This is a genomic window from Paenarthrobacter sp. 10N417 (genome assembly GCF_056394745.1).
Map to the genome: position 1 here is coordinate 112088 of NZ_JBFTIL010000010.1, position 19066 is coordinate 131153.

Annotated in this window: 19 protein-coding genes; 10 read left to right on the forward strand and 9 right to left on the reverse strand. The window is 62.3% G+C overall.

Annotated features, from left to right (window positions below):
- Window positions 1–45 precede the first annotated feature (45 nt).
- Window positions 46–807: an SDR family NAD(P)-dependent oxidoreductase gene (locus AC1DCM_RS14275; RefSeq protein ID WP_477518738.1), complete on the reverse strand. Its 762-nt coding sequence runs from the start codon at window positions 805–807 to the stop codon at window positions 46–48.
- Window positions 807–1715 (reverse strand): fumarylacetoacetate hydrolase family protein, encoded by a 909-nt coding sequence (locus tag AC1DCM_RS14280; protein WP_477518739.1) that lies wholly within the window; start codon window positions 1713–1715, stop codon window positions 807–809. The genes AC1DCM_RS14275 and AC1DCM_RS14280 overlap by 1 nt, the downstream gene beginning before the upstream one ends.
- A gap of 145 nt (window positions 1716–1860) precedes the next feature.
- Between AC1DCM_RS14280 and AC1DCM_RS14285 the strand changes: the two genes are divergently transcribed.
- The 8 genes from AC1DCM_RS14285 to AC1DCM_RS14320 all read left to right on the forward strand — a co-directional run bounded on the left by AC1DCM_RS14285 (window position 1861) and on the right by AC1DCM_RS14320 (window position 10369).
- A complete protein-coding gene (locus AC1DCM_RS14285) occupies window positions 1861–3159 on the forward strand; it encodes an L-fuconate dehydratase (protein WP_477518740.1) in 1299 nt (432 codons plus the stop codon).
- A 42-nt stretch (window positions 3160–3201) separates the two neighbouring features.
- Window positions 3202–4734: a sugar ABC transporter ATP-binding protein gene (locus AC1DCM_RS14290; RefSeq protein WP_477518741.1), complete on the forward strand. Its 1533-nt coding sequence runs from the start codon at window positions 3202–3204 to the stop codon at window positions 4732–4734.
- Window positions 4731–5768 (forward strand): ABC transporter permease, encoded by a 1038-nt coding sequence (locus AC1DCM_RS14295; protein WP_442018614.1) that lies wholly within the window; start codon window positions 4731–4733, stop codon window positions 5766–5768. The genes AC1DCM_RS14290 and AC1DCM_RS14295 overlap by 4 nt, the downstream gene beginning before the upstream one ends.
- Before the next feature lie 70 nt (window positions 5769–5838).
- Window positions 5839–6840: a substrate-binding domain-containing protein gene (locus tag AC1DCM_RS14300; RefSeq protein ID WP_477518742.1), complete on the forward strand. Its 1002-nt coding sequence runs from the start codon at window positions 5839–5841 to the stop codon at window positions 6838–6840.
- A gap of 105 nt (window positions 6841–6945) precedes the next feature.
- The gene (locus tag AC1DCM_RS14305; protein WP_477518743.1) at window positions 6946–8238 is read left to right on the forward strand and encodes an alpha-L-fucosidase; all 1293 of its coding nucleotides are present in this window, start codon (window positions 6946–6948) and stop codon (window positions 8236–8238) included.
- Window positions 8231–8545, forward strand: a complete 315-nt coding sequence (locus AC1DCM_RS14310) for an L-rhamnose mutarotase (RefSeq protein ID WP_477518744.1) — start codon at window positions 8231–8233, stop codon at window positions 8543–8545. Before AC1DCM_RS14305 ends, AC1DCM_RS14310 begins: the two co-directional genes overlap by 8 nt.
- On the forward strand, window positions 8530–9507 hold the full coding sequence (locus AC1DCM_RS14315) for an aldo/keto reductase (RefSeq protein WP_477518745.1): 978 nt from the start codon (window positions 8530–8532) through the stop codon (window positions 9505–9507). The genes AC1DCM_RS14310 and AC1DCM_RS14315 overlap by 16 nt, the downstream gene beginning before the upstream one ends.
- The gene (locus tag AC1DCM_RS14320; RefSeq protein WP_477518746.1) at window positions 9500–10369 is read left to right on the forward strand and encodes an amidohydrolase family protein; all 870 of its coding nucleotides are present in this window, start codon (window positions 9500–9502) and stop codon (window positions 10367–10369) included. The genes AC1DCM_RS14315 and AC1DCM_RS14320 overlap by 8 nt, the downstream gene beginning before the upstream one ends.
- 18 nt (window positions 10370–10387) lie before the next feature.
- On the opposite strand, the gene AC1DCM_RS14325 is transcribed toward AC1DCM_RS14320, so the two are convergent.
- From AC1DCM_RS14325 to AC1DCM_RS14355, 7 genes are all read right to left on the reverse strand, one after another.
- The gene (locus AC1DCM_RS14325) at window positions 10388–11059 is read right to left on the reverse strand and encodes a FadR/GntR family transcriptional regulator (protein ID WP_442018619.1); all 672 of its coding nucleotides are present in this window, start codon (window positions 11057–11059) and stop codon (window positions 10388–10390) included.
- 183 nt (window positions 11060–11242) lie between these two features.
- Entirely contained in the window at window positions 11243–12754 is a 1512-nt protein-coding gene (locus AC1DCM_RS14330; protein WP_442006798.1) for an amino acid permease, read from the reverse strand.
- A 140-nt stretch (window positions 12755–12894) separates the two neighbouring features.
- Window positions 12895–14310: an aspartate ammonia-lyase gene (locus tag AC1DCM_RS14335; protein WP_442006797.1), complete on the reverse strand. Its 1416-nt coding sequence runs from the start codon at window positions 14308–14310 to the stop codon at window positions 12895–12897.
- A gap of 13 nt (window positions 14311–14323) precedes the next feature.
- Window positions 14324–15328, reverse strand: a complete 1005-nt coding sequence (locus AC1DCM_RS14340; RefSeq protein ID WP_477518747.1) for an asparaginase — start codon at window positions 15326–15328, stop codon at window positions 14324–14326.
- Window positions 15329–15345: 17 nt separating this feature from the next.
- Window positions 15346–16071, reverse strand: coding sequence for a FadR/GntR family transcriptional regulator (locus tag AC1DCM_RS14345; protein ID WP_442006795.1), 726 nt, complete (start codon window positions 16069–16071; stop codon window positions 15346–15348).
- An 85-nt stretch (window positions 16072–16156) separates the two neighbouring features.
- A complete protein-coding gene (locus AC1DCM_RS14350) occupies window positions 16157–17437 on the reverse strand; it encodes a type II toxin-antitoxin system HipA family toxin (RefSeq protein ID WP_477518748.1) in 1281 nt (426 codons plus the stop codon).
- Window positions 17431–17655 (reverse strand): helix-turn-helix domain-containing protein, encoded by a 225-nt coding sequence (locus AC1DCM_RS14355; RefSeq protein ID WP_477518749.1) that lies wholly within the window; start codon window positions 17653–17655, stop codon window positions 17431–17433. The genes AC1DCM_RS14350 and AC1DCM_RS14355 overlap by 7 nt, the downstream gene beginning before the upstream one ends.
- A 164-nt stretch (window positions 17656–17819) precedes the next feature.
- Here AC1DCM_RS14355 and AC1DCM_RS14360 point away from each other — a divergent pair, with 164 nt between their 5' ends.
- Both AC1DCM_RS14360 and AC1DCM_RS14365 read left to right on the forward strand, forming a co-directional pair.
- Window positions 17820–18326, forward strand: a complete 507-nt coding sequence (locus AC1DCM_RS14360) for a hypothetical protein (RefSeq protein ID WP_477518750.1) — start codon at window positions 17820–17822, stop codon at window positions 18324–18326.
- Window positions 18327–18404: 78 nt separating this feature from the next.
- Window positions 18405–19013 (forward strand): hypothetical protein, encoded by a 609-nt coding sequence (locus tag AC1DCM_RS14365; protein WP_477518751.1) that lies wholly within the window; start codon window positions 18405–18407, stop codon window positions 19011–19013.
- Window positions 19014–19066 lie beyond the last annotated feature (53 nt).

Sequence of the window (19066 nt, forward strand, 5' to 3'; positions counted from 1 at the left end):
CGCCACCAAAGCGCCCCGCTAAACCAGCCCCAACCAAAGCAGCCCCTACTGAACCGGGCGCAACCGCAATCCCTGCATGCCGCCGTCGACGGCCAGTGAGGTTCCCGACGTCGAACCGGACAGTGGGCTCGCGAGGTAGGCCACCGCGCCTGCAACCTCGGCCGGGTCCACCATCCGGCCGTGTGGTTGACGGGCATTGAGTGCGGCGCGCTCAGCTGCCGGGTCAGCGGCGGAATCCAGGAGGCGGCCCACCCAGGGCGTGTCCACAGTGCCTGGATTTACGCAGTTCACGCGGATGCCCTCGCGAACGTGGTCGGCAGCCATGGCAAGCGTCAACGACAGCACTGCGCCCTTGGACGCCGAGTACAGTGCCCGCTGGGGAAGCCCGGCGGTCGCGGCGATYGAGCAGGTATTCACGATCGAAGCGGCCGGCGACTCCCGCAGGTACGGCAGGGCAGCCCGGCTGACGCGCGCAATTCCTACGACGTTGATGTTCAGCACCCGGAGCCACTCGTCGTCGTCGTTCGCGGCGATGTCACCTTGGGCGCCAATGCCGGCGTTGTTGACCACGATGTCCAGGCGGCCAAACTGCTTGGCAACGGTTTCGACGGCGGTGCGCACCGAGGCGTCATCGGCCACGTTGCATTCGACGCCGAAGTGCGGGCTGGTGTCCGGTGTCAGGTCCAGGACGGCAACCTGCGCACCGCCGGCGGCGAGCCGGTCCGCGATGGCCGCACCAATTCCGGAGGCTCCCCCGGTCACGAGTGCTGTCAGGCCTTCGAATTCCTGCCCCACTGGGGATGCCATCAGGCGTTGATGTGGGCGGGGGCGGCGGAAACGGTCCCGGCCTGCGCGCGGTAATATTCCTGCCGCTGGCGTCCCAGGCCGTCGATCTCCAGCTCCACCACGTCGCCGGGCTGGATGTACGGGAAACGACCAGACAGGGCCACACCCTCGGGTGTGCCGGTGATGATGACGTCGCCAGGCTCCAGGACCATGTACTGGCTGAGGTGGTGAACGATCGTGGCCGGATCGAAAATCATGTCCGAGGTGTTCGAGTCCTGGCGGGCTTCGCCGTTGACCGAGGTCCTCAGACGGAGGTTGCTGGCATCCACCTCAGATGCGGGAACCAGCCACGGGCCAAGGGGAGTGGAGGCGGGGAGTGACTTGCCCTTGGTCCATTGTCCGGCGGCTCCGGGGATCTGGTAGTCGCGCTCGGAGAGGTCGTTGGCCACTGCGTAGCCGGCGATGCATGCTTCGGCCTCGTCCAGGGAGGAAAGGTAGGACGCTTCCTTGCCGATCACTATTGCCAATTCCACTTCCCAGTCATACTTTTCCGACGACGGCGGGATGGGGGCAGCGTCGAAAGGACCGCTAATGGTGTTGGACGGCTTCAGGAAAACCACCGGTACCTCGGGCGGCGTGGCCCCGGATTCGGCGGCGTGCGCGGTGTAATTCAGGCCAATGCAGATGACGGAGCCTGGACGGGCCACGGGCGCTCCGATGCGCACCCCGTCCGCGGAGATTTCAGGGAGTTCCGCGGATTCCAGGGCTGCGCGGGTGCGGGCGAAACCGTCCGAGGCGAGGAAAACGCCGTCGATGTCGTTGGTCAGCGGCGAGAGATCGAAGTACTTCTCTGTGCCGTCGGCGTCCTGGGCGATGACGGCCGGTTGTTCGTTTCCGGCCGTACCCAGCCTGGCGAATTTCAAGGTCATGGCTTCCTCCGTGCGTTTGGGACTAACATCCGAGCTCTAGTGTGCTGTTTCACTACATAATACGGAAATGTGACCCATTGACAAGGCAGACATCGGATGTTTAGCTCTACCTAGATCAACCGCCAGCTGCCAAGCAAGGAGCGCAATGAGCGTCATCACCGCAGTGGAAACTTTCGATATCCGCTTTCCCACCTCACAGGACCTCGATGGCTCCGACGCCATGAACCCGGACCCCGACTATTCAGCCGCCTACCTGATTGTTCGCACCGATGCCGGTGACGGTCATGAAGGCCACGGCTTTGTCTTCACGATAGGGCGCGGAAACGAGGTTGAGACGGCAGCCCTCGACGCTCTTCGGGACCACATCCTGGGGCGCAATGTGGAGGAACTCCTGGGAGACATGGGCGCCACGTGGAAGCTGATGGCCCACGATTCCCAACTCCGATGGCTTGGTCCGGAGAAGGGCGTCATGCATATGGCGATCGGCGCGGTGGTTAACGCCCTCTGGGATCTGAAGGCCAAGCGGGCCGGACTGCCGCTCTGGGAACTGCTTGCAAACATGAGTCCGGAGGAACTCGTGGCATTGGTTGACTTCCGTTACCTCAGCGATGCCCTCACGCCGGATGAAGCACTGGCGATCTTCCGGGCTGCGGAGCCGGGCAGGGAAGTACGCAAAGTGGCTCTTCGCGCTGAAGGCTACCCCGCTTACACCACGACGCCGGGCTGGCTGGGTTACAGCGACGAGAAGCTGACGCGCCTGGCCAAGGAAGCCGTGGCCGATGGGTTTGCGCAGATCAAGCTCAAGGTGGGCGCCTCCTTGGAGGACGATATCCGGCGCGTGGGAATTGCCCGTGCGGCGGTGGGGCCGGACATCAGGATCGCGGTGGATGCCAACCAGCGCTGGGATGTCCAGGAAGCCATCGATTGGATGGCCCATCTGGCGCCTTATGACATCGCCTGGATCGAGGAACCCACCAGCCCCGATGACATCCTGGGGCACGCGGCCATCGCCCGCGGGGTTGACCCTGTCCCTGTGGCTACCGGGGAGCACGTTCAGAACCGGGTGATGTTCAAGCAAATGCTCCAGGCTGGCTCTCTCCAGGTCCTGCAGATTGATGCAGCCCGGGTAGCAGGAGTCAACGAGAACATCGCCATCCTCCTGCTGGCAGCCAAGTTCGGTGTGCCTGTTTGCCCTCATGCCGGCGGCGTAGGGCTGTGCGAGGCCGTTCAGCACCTGTCCATGTTCGACTTCGTTGCCGTTTCAGGCACAAAGGAAGGCAGGATGATCGAGTTCGTGGACCATCTGCACCAGCACTTCATCACACCCGTGGACGTCCGAAGCGGCGTCTACTGGCCGCCGTCGGCTCCTGGCGCGGGCAACGAAATGGTCCGTGAAACACTGGCCGAATACGCGTTCCCCGACGGCCCCGTCTGGGCCCGATAACGTACCGCGACAGCACGTGCACGCTCACAAGGAAGTGATCGCATGACCCAGCAAGCACCACCGCTGCTCTCCCTCCATGGAGTCAGCAAGACTTTCCCCGGAGTCCGGGCCCTGAACAACATGGGACTGGAGCTTCGCCATGGTGAAGTCCTTGCGCTCGTGGGAGAGAACGGTGCCGGAAAGTCCACGCTGATGAAGCTTCTTTCGGGCATCTATACACCGGACAGCGGCACCTTTGAGCTGAACGGAACGGCCTTTGTGCCGGACAGTCCCAAGCACGCGCAGGAACTGGGCATCAGCATCATCCATCAGGAATTCAACCTGATGCCGGACCTCACCGTGGCCCAGAACATTTTCATCGGCCGCGAACCCCGGCGCTTCGGAGTGCTGAACGAGCGGGCCCTTAACCACCAGACGCAGGAGCTGCTGGACAGGATCGGCCTGCAGCTGAATCCCCGTCAAAAGGTGGGGCAGCTGACGGTGGCCAAGCAGCAGATGGTGGAAATCGCGAAAGCACTGAGCCACGATTCCAAAGTGATCATCATGGACGAACCGACGGCAGCCCTGAATGACGCCGAGGTGGCAGCGCTGCACCAGATCATTCGTGGGTTCATCTGTCCCGACACCGGCGTCATCTACATCTCGCACCGCATGGACGAACTCAAGCAGATCTCACAACGCATCACGGTGATTCGCGACGGCGAGTACGTCGACACAGTCAGCACGGCGGAGACCACCATGAAGGAAGTCATTTCCCTGATGGTTGGGCGCCAGATTTCGGGAGAACAGCGTCCGACGGCGGTCCCCGCCGAGGTGGCTAACGACGTCGTGCTTTCGGTTGAGGGGTTATCGACGCGAGCCTTGCTGCGGGATGTCGGCTTCGACCTCCGACGCGGCGAAATCCTTGGCTTCGCCGGGCTCATGGGAGCAGGTCGGACGGAAGTGGCGCGTGCCCTGGTGGGCGCCGATCGTGCGACGTTCACCCGGCTACAGGTACGCGGCGCTGACGCTGCCATCGCGAACCCTGCTGCTGCCGCGAAACTGGGCATCGGGTATCTGTCCGAGGACCGCAAGCATCTTGGCCTCATGCTTGAGCGGGACGTGAAAGAGAACATCATGCTCTCTTCGCTCGCCGCGAATGCCCCTGGCGGTTTCATCAAGGATTCGGCCTTGCGCCGGACCGCTGAGGAATACAGCAGGAAGCTTCGGATCAAAACGCCATCCATCCACCAGCTGGCCCGCAATCTCTCCGGCGGCAACCAGCAGAAGATCGTGATAGCCAAGTGGCTGGTGAAGGACTGCGACATTCTCATCTTTGATGAACCCACTCGCGGAATCGACGTTGGCGCCAAGGAGGAAATTTACAGGCTCCTTAACGAACTGGCCGCTGGTGGGAAATCGATCATCATGATCTCCTCGGAGCTTCCCGAGATCCTGCGCATGTCCCACAGGATCGCCGTTATGGCCGAAGGCCGGATCACAGGCTTCCTCAGCAACGCTGAAGCCACCCAGGAACAAATCATGGAGCTGGCCACCCGCCGCGCCATCGCCACACCAGGAGCAATGACAGCATGAGCCTTGTAGAGACCCCCGCGTCCCGCAACCAGGGTACAAAGCCCGAATCCGCCGAACAGAAGCCCGTACGTGACCTCGCTACGAGGTTCCGTTCCTCCCTTCAACAGCTCCTGGCCTTCGGTTCACTCATTGTCCTGGTGATCTTTTTCGGCGCAATAAACTCGCGGTTCCTGGTGCCGAGCAATCTTTCGGACATCCTGCTCTCCACCGTGGTGATCGGGTTGCTGGCCCTCGGCGCAACGTTCGTGATCATCACCGGCGGCATTGATCTCTCTGTCGGTACCGGCATGAGCCTGTGCTCGGTGATGACAGGCGTGGTCTTGACCTATCTCGGGCTGCCGCTGTGGGCCGGCGTCATTGGCGGCATCCTGATGGGAGCCGTGATCGGTGCCGTCAACGGGTTCCTGATCTCCTTCCTGAAGATTCCACCGTTCATCGCCACCCTGGCCACCATGCTCGTTGCACAGGGTATGGCCCTGGTAGTCTCCGGAACCAAGCCGATCTATTTCACCAGCACTGAAGGCTTCGCCAACCTTGCCCTCGGCAAGCCCATCCCGGGCCTGGTGGTTCCCAACGCGGTATTCATCTTCTTCGCAGTGGCCGTACTGGCAGGGCTTGTCATGAGCAAGACACTCTTGGGCCGCTACACCTTTTCCATCGGCTCCAACGAGGAAGCCACGGCACTTTCCGGCATCAACGTCCGGAACTGGAAGTTGTGGATCTACACGGCTGCAGGAGCCTTCACAGGCCTGGCCGGCGTCATCATCGCAGCCCGCCTGAACTCAGCCCAGCCCGGGCAGGGGATGGGCTACGAGCTCCAGGCGATTGCCGCCGTCGTGATCGGTGGGACATCCCTGGCCGGAGGCAAAGGCTCCATCGTCGGAACAGTGATCGGCGCCCTCATCATGTCCGTCCTGACCAACGGCCTGCGCATCATCTCCGTGCCGCAGGAATGGCAGAACGTGGCAATCGGGGTCGTGATCCTCGTAGCGGTCTATCTGGACATGCTGCGCAGGAAGGAGACCGCCAAATAGCCGCTGTGCTTCCGCTCCAACCACCCGCAACCTCTCCAGAACGCATCCTCAGAAAAGGGAGTCTTCAATCGTGAGCAAGTCCATCCACAACCGCCGTTCCTTCCTTACCCTCACCGGCCTCGCCCTCGGTGCCGTCGCTATCGCCGGCTGCGAGGCACCGGCCGGATCTGGCACCGCCAGCGGGGCAGCAGCAGACGGCGCCAAGCCGTACATCGCCGTCGTGTCCAAAGGTTTCCAGCACCAGTTCTGGCAGGCCGTTAAGCAAGGCGCGGACAAGGCTGCCAAGGAATTCAACGTCGATATCAGCTTTGAGGGCCCGAACACCGAGAAGGACGTGGACCAGCAGATCCAGATGCTCACCACCGCCCTGGGCAAGTCGCCTGCAGCCATCGGCTTCGCGGCACTGGACTCGCAGGCCGCCACGCCCCTCCTGGAGCAGGCCAAGAGCAAGAACATCCCCGTCATTGCCTTCGACTCCGGCGTTGACTCCACCATCCCGGCCACCACGGCTTCCACCGACAACAAGGCTGCAGCGGCAGAGGCTGCCAAGCACCTCGCTGAACTGATTGGCGGATCGGGCGAGATCGCCATCATCGGGCACGACCAGACCTCCAAGTCAGGCACTGACCGCCGGGACGGCTTCAAGGAATACATCGAGAAGAACAACCCCGGTGTCAAGATCGTCGCCATCCAGTATGCCGGCGGCGACCAGCTGCTCTCGGCAGACGCAGCCAAGGCAATCATCACCGCCAACCCGAACCTCAAAGGAATGTACGGAACCAACGAAGGCTCGGCAATCGGCGTCGTCAAGGCCGTGGAAGAACTCGGCCTCAAGGGCAAGCTGACGATCGTCGGATTCGACTCCGGCAAGGCGCAAATCGACGCCATCAAGTCCGGACTCATGGCGGGCGCCGTCACCCAGAACCCGGTCGGCATTGGCTACGAAACCGTCAAGGCAGCCGTTGCCGCCATCAAGGGTGAGAAATTACCGAGCAAGATCGACACGGGCTTCTACTGGTACGACGCAAAGAACATCGACTCCGAGACCATTAAGCCCAACCTCTACGAATAGAATCACGCCCGATTGGGTGGGGCCCTGTGCCCCTCTGCGCCCCTCCCAATCCTGCCCTGTCGCTCCAAAAGCACCACCAACTCCCGGCACACGGAAGGTATCCCGTTGATCCAGCACGCACCTTGGTTTGAAGAGTCCCGCTTTGGCATGTTTGTCCATTGGGGCCTCTACGCACTGCCTGCCCGGCACGAGTGGGTGATGAACCGGGAGGAAACCACTGTGGAGGAGTACTCCAAATACTTCCGGCGCTTTGACCCCGATCTCTACGATCCAAACGAGTGGGCACGCGCAGCGCGTAAGGCCGGCATGAAGTACGTGGTCCTCACCACCAAGCATCACGACGGCTTCTGCCTGTGGGACTCCGCCCTGACCGACTACAAAGCCACGAACACGCCAGCCGGCCGTGACCTGATCGCACCCTACGTTCAAGCGCTGCGGGATGAAGGGCTCAAAGTCGGCTTCTACCACTCGCTGATCGACTGGCACCACCCCGACTTCACCATCGATGGCGTGCACCCGCAGCGCAACGCCACCGACGTCGAAAGCGTCAACGCCGGGCGCGATATGGCACGCTACCGCGAGTACCTGCACGGCCAGGTTCGTGAGCTCCTCAGCAACTACGGCACCATCGACTACCTGTTCTTCGATTTCTCCTACGACGAAGATGAACACGCCGGGTTCTGGGGCGCGAAAGGCGCCAAGGACTGGGACTCCGAAACCCTGCTCGCCATAGTGCGGGAACTCCAGCCAGACCTCGTGGTCAACGACCGCCTGGGCATCCCCGGAGACTTTGTCACCCCTGAGCAGTACCAGCCAGCAGGTCCCATGATGGTCGACGACGCCCCGGTCGCCTGGGAAGCCTGCCAAACGTTGAACGGCAGCTGGGGTTACGACCGTGACAACCTCAGCTACAAATCCGTGGACCTGCTGATCCGAATGCTGGTGGATGGAGTCTCCAAGGGCGGAAACCTTCTGCTCAACGTAGGCCCAACAGGCCGCGGCAGCATCGACCCCAGGGCGCTCGCCTCCCTCGAAGAGATCGGCGACTGGATGCAACTGCACTCCCGCTCGATTTACGGTGCAGGAACATCCCAGTTCACAGCACCACCGGATACCCGCTACACCCAGCGCGGGAACCGGCTGTACGTGCACCTCTTCGCCTGGCCCTTTGAATTCGTCCATCTCCCGGACCTGGCTGGCAAGGTGGAGTACGCCCAACTCCTCAACGATGCGTCCGAAGTCTTCCTCCAGGAGGGGGACCCCGGACAGCAAGCCATCAACATCACCCCCGGCGGCCAGCCAGCCGGGACGCTGACCATCAAGCTCCCCGTCCAGCGGCCCGACGTCGCTGTGCCCGTGCTTGAGCTGTTCCTGAAGCCGGGGGACTTCAATGACTGAAAGCATCGCCCTCCACACCCGCCTCAAGCCCGGAACCGAGGAGGAATACGCCCACGCCCACGCGAACATCCCGCCCGAACTGGTCGAAGCCCTCAAAGGAGCCGGCGTGCGGAATTGGCGGATCTGGCGCAGCGGGCTGGACCTTTTCCACGTGGTGGACGTCGAGGACTACCAAGCCATGCGCCATGCGCTCGCCGATCATCCAGCTAATATCCCTTGGCAGGCCCGGATGGCCGAACTTCTTGAGGTTCAGGACGATTACTCTGGGAACGATTCGGGCATCCAGAAAGTATGGGAGCTGCCATGAACCTGGAACCACTTAACCTCGGCCGGCTGGGATTCGGTGCAGCCGGCATCGGGAATCTGTACAAGGTCATCCCTGATGGGGAAGCCATGGCCACTGTCCTGGCCGCTTGGGACTCCGGCTTTCGCTATTTCGATACCGCACCGCACTATGGCCTGGGCTTGTCTGAGCAGAGATTGGGCGCTGTCCTCCGGGACAAACCCAGGGACGAATTCGTCATCTCCACTAAAGTGGGCCGCTTGTTGGAAGCCAACCCCGATGCCGGATCGGCAACGGCCGGCTTGGCGAAGGACGACGAAGGCTTCGACGTCCCCGCAACCAGCAGGCGTGTGTGGGACTTCACCGAAGCCGGCATCCGCCGTAGCATCGAGGACTCCCTGGAACGCTTGGGCCTGGACCACGTGGACATCGCGTATCTCCACGATCCCGATGTTCACGATCTACAGGCCGGGATCTCGCAGGCCTTGCCAGCGCTGGAGAAACTGCGCGAAGAAGGCGTGGTCAAAGCCATCGGTGTAGGCACCAACTCCGCCGAGGCAGCCTTGGACTGTGTCGAGGCCGCGGACCTGGACCTCGTCATGCTCGCGGGCCGCTACACGCTGCTTGAGCAGCCCAGCGTCCCGTTGCTTGACCGCTGCGTGGAGCGCCGCACCGGCGTCGTGAACGTTGGCGTCTACAACTCCGGGCTGCTGGCCCGTCCCGAAGTCCCCGACGACGCGCATTACAACTACGACCGCGCCCCGCGTGAAGTTCTCGAGCGTGCGCGGGCACTTGCCGCGGTCTGCCGGGATTTCGGCGTTGAACTTCCGACGGCGGCACTCCAGTTTCCCTTGCGGCATCCGGCCGTGGTGAATGTGACAGTCGGAGCCAGCAGACCAGAACAAGTCACCTCGAACGCCAGCCGTATGCAGGAATCCGTGCCGGAAGAATTGTGGGACGCACTGGAGGCTCTGGGGCGTGATTGACGCGCATCTGCACCTGTGGAACCTGGACGCCTTTGTGACCGGAGGTGCCCGACCCTACTCGTGGCTGGGCCCGCAGCACGGCGCGCTGTTCCGCAGCTTCGGGGAGCATGAGGCTGGAGAAGTCCTGACCGCAGCGGGGATCAGGGGAGCGGTGTTGGTCCAGGCCGACGACACGCTTGCCGACACGCAGAGCATGCTCGGCGTGGCCGCGCGCAATCCATGGGTGCTCGGCGTCGTGGGGTGGATCCAACTGGATTCGCCAACACAAGCTGCGGAACAACTGGACGCGTTCACCGCTCATTCCGTATTCAGGGGAGTCCGGCACTTGGTGCACGATGATCCCCGCGATGACTTCCTTGGCCTTCCCTCGGTACGGGAATCCCTGGCCTTGGTTGCCGCCCGCGGCCTGGCCTTCGACGTCCCCGATGCCTTCCCACGTCACTTGGGAGCAACTGCCCGGCTTGCCCGCGAACTTCCGGAGCTGACCGTGGTCCTGGATCATCTGGGCAAGCCACCCCTTGCGGACGCGACTGCAATGGACCTTTGGCGTTCTCATTTTCGAGAACTTGGGCGCCTGCCCAACACGGTGGCCAAAGTATCCGGCCTGCACCTACCCGGCGTGGAGTATTCGGCCGATTCGTTGCGGTCACTGTTCGACGAAGCGTTGGAAGCCTTCGGCCCCGATCGCTTGATGATCGGCAGCGACTGGCCAGTCAGCACGCTCGGTGCGCCCTACGGCAGGACCCTGGATGTGTTGTTGGAACTCATCTCTTCACTGAGCGTCCCGGAACAGGATGCTGTGCTCGAGGCGACAGCGATTCGTACCTACGGGCTGCCGGCTACGCCGCTTCCACAGGATTAGCGCTTCCCGGACCAGGGCTTAGAGCGCCTGCCGCAGCCAGTTCTCCACGCCGCTGATGTGGACGGTCACGAGTGCCCGGACCAGCTCGGCGTCGCCGCGTTCCAAGGCATCGGCGATCGCGCGGTGCTCGGCAAGGGTGTGCGCCACGGCTTTTTCCTGCGTCAGGCCACGCCAGATCCGGGCACGAACCGTGCTGCTGGACAGGGCTTCCAAGAGACTGCCAAGGTAGTCGTTCCCTGCCGCTTCGGTAATGATGCTGTGGAATTCGAGGTCGTGGGCTACCAGTTCTTCGACGTCGGTGTTTTCATCGATGCCGTCCATGGTGGCGCGCAGTGCTGTGAGCTCGGCCGGCCCGATCTTGCCGGCAGCGAGGTGGGCGGTGGCGGGTTCCAGGATTCGTCGGACCTCAAAGAGTTCCAGGATGGAGCGGTCCTGATGCAGGTCAACCACAAAAGCCACGGCTTCGTTGAGCAGCTTGGCGTCGAGGCTGGTGACGTAGGTTCCATCGCCGCGGCGGACGTCGAGCACGCGGATCAGCTCCAGCGCCTTCACCGCTTCACGCAGTGAACTGCGCGAAAGGCCGAGCCGCTCGCTCAGTTCTTTCTCCGGTGGAAGCCGATCCCCGGCTTTGAGTTCCCCGCGGATCAGCATGTCCTTGATCTTGCCGATCGCCTCATCTGTGACAGCCATGGGTCCATAGTAGTCGCGAATCATCGGATGTTTGGCTTAGGCGCGTTCTCACCCATCTAGCCGTGGTTGTTCCCAGCCCTGGGAACAACCACGGCTACTTGGGTTCATTAACCAACGACGGCGGCACTCAGGTTCCGATGTTACGGAACCCGGGTGCCGCCGTCGGGCGCTGCTTGGGGCTTGTTAGGAGTCGCCGCCGCGCATGGGGCGGTTGGCAACCACCGGAGCGCTGCCGGTGTAGCCGTCGCGGGTCGCAGCAAGCTCGTGGATCTGCTTGCGGCACAGGTACCAGCCGACCACCATCAGTGCGCATGCGATCGCGGTGACCAGCATGGTGAGTGGGGAGTCGATGAAGACCATCACCAGCACGCCCACCAGGAACAGGAGCGAGAGGTAACCGGTATACGGCGCACCAAACATCCGGAAGGACGGGCGCTTGAGCCAGCCCTTGTCTGCCCAGCGTTTGAGCTGCATCTGGCACAGGACAATGGTTGCCCAGGTGACGATGATGCCCACCGAAGCAACGTTCAGGACGATCTCGAACGCCTGTGACGGGACGAGGTAGTTCAGCGGAACGCCGAGCAGCGAGACGCCTGCGGTGATCGCGATGCCACCGTAGGGGACACCAGCCTTGTTCATGCGCTGGGCAAACTTCGGTGCGGAGCCGGCAACGGACATCGAGCGCAGAATACGGCCGGTGGAGTACAGGCCGGCATTCAGCGAGGACAGTGCGGCGGTGAGAACCACAAGGTTCATGATGACGTCCACGCCCTGGATGCCGATGGATCCGAAGAACGTTACGAACGGGCTGACGCCCTTCTCGTATGAGGTGTACGGGAGCAGCAGAGCCAGCAGGATGACCGAGCCAACGTAGAACACTGCGATACGGAAGACCACGGAGTTGATGGCCTTGGGCATGATCTTCTCAGGGTTCGGGGTTTCACCGGCGGCGGTGCCGATGAGCTCGATCGATGCGTAGGCGAACAGCACACCCTGCATGAGGATGATCATGGGAAGGATGCCATTGGGGAAGATGCCGCCGTTGTCCGAAAGGAGGCTGAAGCCAACTTCCTGGCCCTCGACGGGTGTGCCGAAGATGACGAAGTAGGTGCCCACCACCAGGAACGCCACCAGTGCGGCCACCTTGATGATGGCAAACCAGAATTCAAGCTCGCCGAAGACCTTGACCGATACGAGGTTCAGGCCCAGGACCACGACAAGTGCGATCAGCGCCCATGCCCACTGTGGAACCACGCCGATCCACGGGACGTATTTGCCGAAGAAGTTCATGTACAGCGCCGCTGCTGTGATGTCCACGATGGTGGTGGTGGCCCAGTTGATCCAGTAGAACCAACCGGAAACGAACGCGGCCTTCTCACCGAAGAACTCACGGGCGTAAGAAACGAAGGATCCCGACGACGGGCGGTGGAGAACGAGTTCACCGAGCGCGCGGAGGATCAGGAACGCGAAGAAGCCACATACGGCGTAGGCGATGACGAGCGAAGGGCCGGCAGCGTTGAGGCGGCCACCTGCGCCGAGGAACAGACCGGTGCCGATTGCACCGCCGATCGCGATCATCTGGATCTGGCGGGGCTTCAGATCCTTGTGGTAGCCCTTGTCCTCTGTGTGGAGGGCTTTCTCGCTGGCATGCGCTTGGGCCGGGACCGTGTGGTCCGTAATGGGTGGGTTGGTCATTGGAATCCTTAGGGGTGTCCTGTTGGGGGTGTCCTGGACGCGTCCGGTCGGGGGCCGGAGCGCAGGACAGGGCCTCGGGGGTGTGCCTTATCGGGCGGGACGGCTCTTTTGAGCCGCTGGGCTTACTGGCCGGTTTCGGCTTACTTGCTCAGGTTTGCCAGACGTTCCGGGCTGAGCAGTTCCTCAAGCTGGGCAGCGGTCAACAGACCGTGCTCCAGTACGAGTTCTGCAACACCCTTGCCGGTGGCCAGCGCTTCTTGGGCGATGGCCGTGGCGGAGGCATAACCGATGTGGGGGTTCAATGCCGTGACGAGACCGATCGACTGCTCCACGGTAAGCCGTAGCCGTTCGGTGTTTGCGGTGATTCCCCGGACGCAGCGTGCCGTAAGGGTGCGGCACGCTGCTTCCAGGTGGGAGATGCTCTTGTGCAGGCTGTGCACAATGATCGGTTCGAAGGCGTTCAGCTGAAGCTGGCCCGCCTCCGCGGCCATGGTGACTGTGACATCGTTGCCGATGACTTCGTACGCCACCTGGCTGACCACTTCCGGGATCACCGGATTGATCTTGCCGGGCATGATCGACGAGCCGGACTGTACGGCCGGCAGGTTGATCTCGCCCAAACCCGCACGCGGTCCAGAGGACAGCAGGCGGAGGTCGTTACAAATCTTGGAGAGCTTCACTGCCACGCGCTTAAGGACGCCGGACAGGTGAACAAAGGCGCCAACATCCTGGGTGGCCTCAATGAGGTCCGCGGAGGTAAGGAGCGGAAGGCCAGTGATTTCAGCGAGATGACGGCACGCAGCATCCGCGTAACCGACTGGCGCATTCAGGCCCGTGCCAATGGCGGTAGCCCCAAGGTTGATCTCGTGGATCAGCATGTGGGACTCGTCCAGGCGCGCCCGGTCCTCGGCAATGGTCACGGCGTATCCGCCGAATTCCTGGCCCAGGGTCATGGGAACGGCGTCCTGAAGCTGGGTGCGGCCCATCTTCACTACCGTGCGGAATTCGCGGCCCTTCTCGGCAAACGCCAACTCGAGTTCTTCCAGGGCGAGGAGGAGTTCCTTCACCGAGAAGATCGTGGCAAGGTTCACCGCCGTCGGGTAGACGTCGTTGGTGGACTGGCTCAGGTTTACATGGTCGTTCGGGTGCAGCTTGGAGTAATCGCCCTTGGGGTGGCCAAGGATTTCCAGCGCGCGGTTGGCGATGACCTCGTTGGCGTTCATGTTGGAACTGGTTCCCGCGCCGCCCTGGATCACGTCCACCATGAACTGCTCCTGGAGCATGCCATCCATGACGTCCTGGCAGGCCTGCTCGATGGCTCCGGCACGTTCAGCATCCAGGAGGCCGAGCTCGTGGTTGGTGCGTGCTGCCGCCATTTTTACCGCGGCGAGGCCGCGGACCAAGTGACGGTTGGTGGACAGGGGCTGTCCGGTGATGGGGAAGTTCTCGATAGCCCGCAGGGTGTGGACGCCCCAGTAGGCGTTCCCGGGAATGTCGCGGTCCCCCAGGAGGTCGTGTTCGGAACGGATGGGGATCGCCTGATCGACGGTGGTCATAGCTGTCCTTGGTTTAGTTCTTGCTGAAAAATTGCGCTGCGCGGAGCTCGCCGACCGGATGGCCGCCGCCCAGCACCGGTGGGCTTTGAAGCGTGTCCAGGCTGCCGCCGTCGACGCCCAACTGGCGGAGAACCTCAACGGTGACGGGCATGCGTGCGCGGTCACCGCCGTCGGAAATCTTCACGGCCGCGCCACGGCCGTCCGGCAAGCCCACCAGCTGGAGGCCTTCAAAACCGTCCTTGGCCAGCAGCCCCGGGACGGCGCGCATCAGCGCGGTGACGTCGCGGCCTTCGCCTGCGACCATCTCGGGGAAGCGGCGCATGGCGTGGGCAACCTTGCCCTCGTCGGTGCTTTGGTCAGCGGCGGCGATGCGGCCGTAAGCGCGGGCCATGCCGTGAAGTGTGTGCGCAAAAAGCGGAGTGCCACAGCCATCCGTGCTCACTGCGGCTGCATCCTCGCCAGTGAGTTCGGTGATGGTGTCACGAACCAGGACCTGAAGCGGGTGTTCCGGGTTCAGGTAGCCCTCCACGGGCCAACCGTTGATGACGCACACAGCGGTCATGGAGGCGTGCTTGCCGGAGCAGTTCTGCGCAAGTTGGGTGGGGCCGTTGCCGGCGCGGAGCCACTCTTCGCGCTCAACGACGCCGTACGGCAGGTCAGTGCTGTTGCCCAGCGCCGCTTCGGTCAGGCCGTGAAGCGCCAGGATTTCGGCGGCGCCGTCGCGATGCGCTTTGCTGCCCGAGTGGCTGGCCGCCGTCAGGGCGAGGAGGTTCTGGGGGATGTCCAAGCCTGCACGGAGGAGGGCTACGGCCTGCAGCGGCTTAAGGGAGGAACGCGGATACATCGGCGCGTCCGGCTCGCCGGCTTCGATGGCACTGCTGCCATCGGCGTTCAGGGCGATCAGCGATCCATAGTGGATGCTCTCCACCAAGCCGTCGCGGGTCTGTTCGACGAGCGGGACGTGGTTGGGTGTTCTCTGTGCTGTTTGGGCCGCTGCTGCCGCGGTCACTTGGGGCATGGTGTCCTTTGGGTGGTTCATTTGCTGAGGATCGTGTCCAGTGCGACGCTGACGGCCTGAAGGTGATCGGCCATCGCTTTGCTCGCTGCTTCGGCGTCGCCTGCTTCGATTGCGTTCAGCACGGCAACATGTTCCTCGTCCGAGCGGTGTTGCCGGTCGGCGACGAGGTTGAGGGTTTCAGACTGGTGGGCCAAGGCCTCGCGGATATCGGAGACGACGCTGGCGAACACCCGGTTGCCACTGGCCCGGGCGACGGCGGAATGGAAGCTGGCGTCCAGGTTTACCCAAGATTCGGGGTCGTTCTCATGGAGCATTTCCTGGACGATGTCCTTCAGATGCTCAAGTTCTTCTTCGGTGCGGCGCTGGGCTGCCAGGCCGGCTGCGGGAATCTCAATGTGCGGACGTGCCTCGTTCAGATCACGTGCACTGTACTGGCCCAAGGTAAGGTCATTGGCGACCTTGTTGGCCACAATGAACGTGCCCTTGCCGGTCTTGGTCACGGTCAAACCCAGTGTGTTGCACGAGCGCAGGGCTTCGCGGATGACCGAGCGGCTTACGCCGTACTGGGCTGCCAGCGTTGCTTCAGAGCTCAGCTTGGTGCCGATATCGAACTGTCCGCCCTCGATAGCCCTTCTGAGCGCCGCGAAGACAGCCTCAGCCGCGGAAATGCGCGAGATCGGGGTGGGCCCAGCGGGCTTGCCCGGTGCGGGCTGTCCGGCTGTCCGGCTGTCTGACAGGTTCACGTTATCGAATATGGCACGGGTCACAAGGCTGTGTCAACGCTGAAAGGCTTGTTTCAGGCTTTGGGGGTCTTGGCGATCGGCTGGCTCACTGGACCAATGGCAGCTTGCGTACGTTGGCCACTGTATCGTCGGCGACTTTCGGCAGCCGCCCCATGTGGTTTTGCAGTTCGTCTTTGGCGGCATCAAACGCTTCCACCAGCTGCCCACAGTAGTTTCCAACAATCTCTTCCGCTACGTCGGGCGTGACGCCGAACTGCCTACCCGTGGAGACCAGCATTTGCCTGCTGATTTTCTGTAGACGGTATTCGCCCTTCACGCTCATGGCGAGATCGATGCTTGACTCTCCATCCCAGTAGGGAGCATATGTAGCGAGGTCATAAAGCGGTGCTATTTGCACTTCACTGCCCCGGAGCAGGATCGAGTAGTTCTTGGCGTGAGCATCCGTGCAACCGGCCACAGTGTTGAACACGAAGGCCCGGTAAAGTGCTTCTCCAGCTTTGCGGCGGTCTCTTTCGAGGGGAAACGACCGCGCAAGTGAAGCCATGTCGCCGGCCCCAGGACCCCCGTCGCGATGCTGGTACTTCTTTGCCGGCGAAACGCTCAGAGACTGGCAGAGGTCCTCTTGGTGAATGCGGCGCCAGACGCTATCGGTCAGTTGACGGTCATAGCGCCGTGTCACGAATACGTCCCAAGAACCGATGCGTGCAAGTTCGGAGCTCGCCACCTCAAGGCCGAGCAAGGCTGCCGCCCTCATGGTCAGCTGCTCGACGACGTCGAGCCTGCTGAAGTTCCCTGCTGTCGGCTTCAAGATGTGAGTTGTTGGTGTCGCATCTGCCGGGACTCCCCACGTCCCATCGGGGAGTTGATGAAGGGCGATTTTCGGTTGTGCTCCTGCAAGACTGAAACGTCCTGCTGCATCGTCGTATGGCGTGCCATCCTCATATTCAGCCACGACATGATCCAGCATGGTGGCAACATCGGATTCCGAGACCGGGGTGACCGAGTTCCTGGCGAGCCCGCCGTCCGGGGATTCTGTTCCCGGACGCATGAATTGGAGTGCGCCAGCGACATCTGCACCGATGTACTCAAGGATGGCGAAAGGGTTTGATGGGGAGACCCCAAACCTCCTCGCTATGGTCCGCAAGGCTCCGTCGCTGTCCGGGAGCAAGCCTTGCAGGAAGGGCAGGACTGCGCGCTTCTTGTGTGAAGCGGCGGCCAGTGGCATGGAAAGCGATAATGGTGTCGCGTCGGGGATTGCCTGATATTCCGGTTTATAGCGGAATGTCAGATTTCCTGACGGCGACTGCTCGACCCGGCCGCAGGGTGTCCCATCCATGAACACGTCGAGTGCACGGGTATTTACCATCGGACGTGGCCAGTCTCGCTGTTGCGTATGGCAAGCTCGAACCCCAAAGCTTGGAAGACGTCCATAAATTTTGAGGTCTCCACTGTTGCCTTGCCGGATTCAAGATCTATCACGAAGGTTCGCGAAACGTTCGCCCGGCTGGCCAGCTCCGCCTGAGACCAGCCGCGCTCCTCACGAAGCTCACGTACCAAGGGCCCAGCCTCCCTGACTGTGCGCATTCTGCAACTCCTGTCGTCGTACGGCAACATTGGAGAATGTCGCCGTACGACGACTTTAGCATTTGTTGCCGTACGGCGACAGTACCCCCCCTGCGCGCCACCCACGGACCCGGAAGGGGAGCTCGCAGGGCACCGCAACGGTGCGGCCGTTGACACAATGGATCATGCTCTTCACCAAAAAGTCTCTCACCGCCGAAGGTTTCACGGGCTTTCGAGCCTTGGACGAACTCGACGTCATGCGCGTCCCCCAGGGTCCCGGGGTCTTTGCCCTGCTTTGCCCCGCTGATTTCGAGCCCGTCTTCCTCAACCAGAGCACCGCGGGCACCTTCAAGAAAAAGGACCCGTCCCTCAAACGGGAAGCTCTGGAGGCGGAGTGGGTTTCCGACGCTTCCCTGTTGTACCTGGGCAAAGCCAGTGCCGGAAGCCAGGGAAATCGGGGGCTGCGGAAGCAGATCCAGGAGTTCATGGATTACGGTCGCGGGCGACCCACCGTCGTCTGGGACGCCCGGCTCATCTGGCAGCTCCGGGATGCTCTGGACCTGATCATCGCGTGGAAGGAACTCCCTCCTTCCGAGGTGAATGCAGCCGAGGCTGCCTACCATGCTGATTTCGTTGCCACCTATGGCCGCCTACCGTTTGCAAATCTGGTTCAAGCCCGCTCCAAGAAATAGGGCGTTAGGCACGACGGCGGCAGCGGGCTTCTGTTGGGGGCCTGCCATGGGAGCCGCGAGCGGCGCATAATGTCATGCATGACGGCCAGTAACCCCGCTGGAAGCAAACCGCATGGATCCCGCATCACCGTCGAGGTGCGTGTCCTCCGCATCGGCGCCGGGCAAACCGACTACGAGGGACTCAACCGCTACGTCGACTTCCTCCGGAAGCCGCAAGGACTCCACATGACGCTGCTGCACGTGGGTATCCTCGATGATCTGGTCCAGGACATTGAAGCCTGGACCAAAGGAATGTTCCGGTCAGAGAATGTACTTCCCGAGCTTGTGGGTTGGTTGACAGAGTTGCCTGTATTGCAGGGTTTTCTGGGGAAATCGGACAAACTGATCCCTCTGGGCGGTGGCCGTCTTATGGGACTGGAAGTGGACGTTCCTCAAGAGGTTCACGACTATCAGGCTCTTCTCGTTCAGGGGCTCCATGTGCTCTTGGATGACCTAGGCCTGGATAACATCGACGACTTCATCCTGAGCTCACCCGCCCTTGGCTACAGGTCACCCCGCTGGTTGCCCCATATCGCCGTCGGCAAGGCCCGGACCCGCCATGAGCCGCCCATGGAGATTGCTCCAGTGCCCGTTGAATTCGGGGATTCGCAGATCCGGCACCGGGACTCGCTTCCTCTCCCGGGGTGAACGTGTTTGTCCTGTCACGGTAAATTGGACGGGACTCCCGTTTCCCAGCCAAG

What these genes read in the sequence shown, in the direction of transcription:
- AC1DCM_RS14325 (WP_442018619.1), bottom strand. Translation starts at nt 11,059, where the DNA reads ATGGCTGTCACAGATGAGGCGATCGGCAAGATCAAGGACATGCTGATC.
- AC1DCM_RS14290 (WP_477518741.1), top strand. Translation starts at nt 3,202, where the DNA reads ATGACCCAGCAAGCACCACCGCTGCTCTCCCTCCATGGAGTCAGCAAG.
- AC1DCM_RS14295 (WP_442018614.1), top strand. Translation starts at nt 4,731, where the DNA reads ATGAGCCTTGTAGAGACCCCCGCGTCCCGCAACCAGGGTACAAAGCCC.
- AC1DCM_RS14335 (WP_442006797.1), bottom strand. Translation starts at nt 14,310, where the DNA reads ATGACCACCGTCGATCAGGCGATCCCCATCCGTTCCGAACACGACCTC.
- AC1DCM_RS14315 (WP_477518745.1), top strand. Translation starts at nt 8,530, where the DNA reads ATGGGAGCTGCCATGAACCTGGAACCACTTAACCTCGGCCGGCTGGGA.
- AC1DCM_RS14310 (WP_477518744.1), top strand. Translation starts at nt 8,231, where the DNA reads ATGACTGAAAGCATCGCCCTCCACACCCGCCTCAAGCCCGGAACCGAG.
- AC1DCM_RS14285 (WP_477518740.1), top strand. Translation starts at nt 1,861, where the DNA reads ATGAGCGTCATCACCGCAGTGGAAACTTTCGATATCCGCTTTCCCACC.
- AC1DCM_RS14340 (WP_477518747.1), bottom strand. Translation starts at nt 15,328, where the DNA reads ATGCCCCAAGTGACCGCGGCAGCAGCGGCCCAAACAGCACAGAGAACA.
- AC1DCM_RS14350 (WP_477518748.1), bottom strand. Translation starts at nt 17,437, where the DNA reads ATGGTAAATACCCGTGCACTCGACGTGTTCATGGATGGGACACCCTGC.
- AC1DCM_RS14280 (WP_477518739.1), bottom strand. Translation starts at nt 1,715, where the DNA reads ATGACCTTGAAATTCGCCAGGCTGGGTACGGCCGGAAACGAACAACCG.
- AC1DCM_RS14360 (WP_477518750.1), top strand. Translation starts at nt 17,820, where the DNA reads ATGCTCTTCACCAAAAAGTCTCTCACCGCCGAAGGTTTCACGGGCTTT.
- AC1DCM_RS14330 (WP_442006798.1), bottom strand. Translation starts at nt 12,754, where the DNA reads ATGACCAACCCACCCATTACGGACCACACGGTCCCGGCCCAAGCGCAT.
- AC1DCM_RS14365 (WP_477518751.1), top strand. Translation starts at nt 18,405, where the DNA reads ATGACGGCCAGTAACCCCGCTGGAAGCAAACCGCATGGATCCCGCATC.
- AC1DCM_RS14355 (WP_477518749.1), bottom strand. Translation starts at nt 17,655, where the DNA reads ATGCGCACAGTCAGGGAGGCTGGGCCCTTGGTACGTGAGCTTCGTGAG.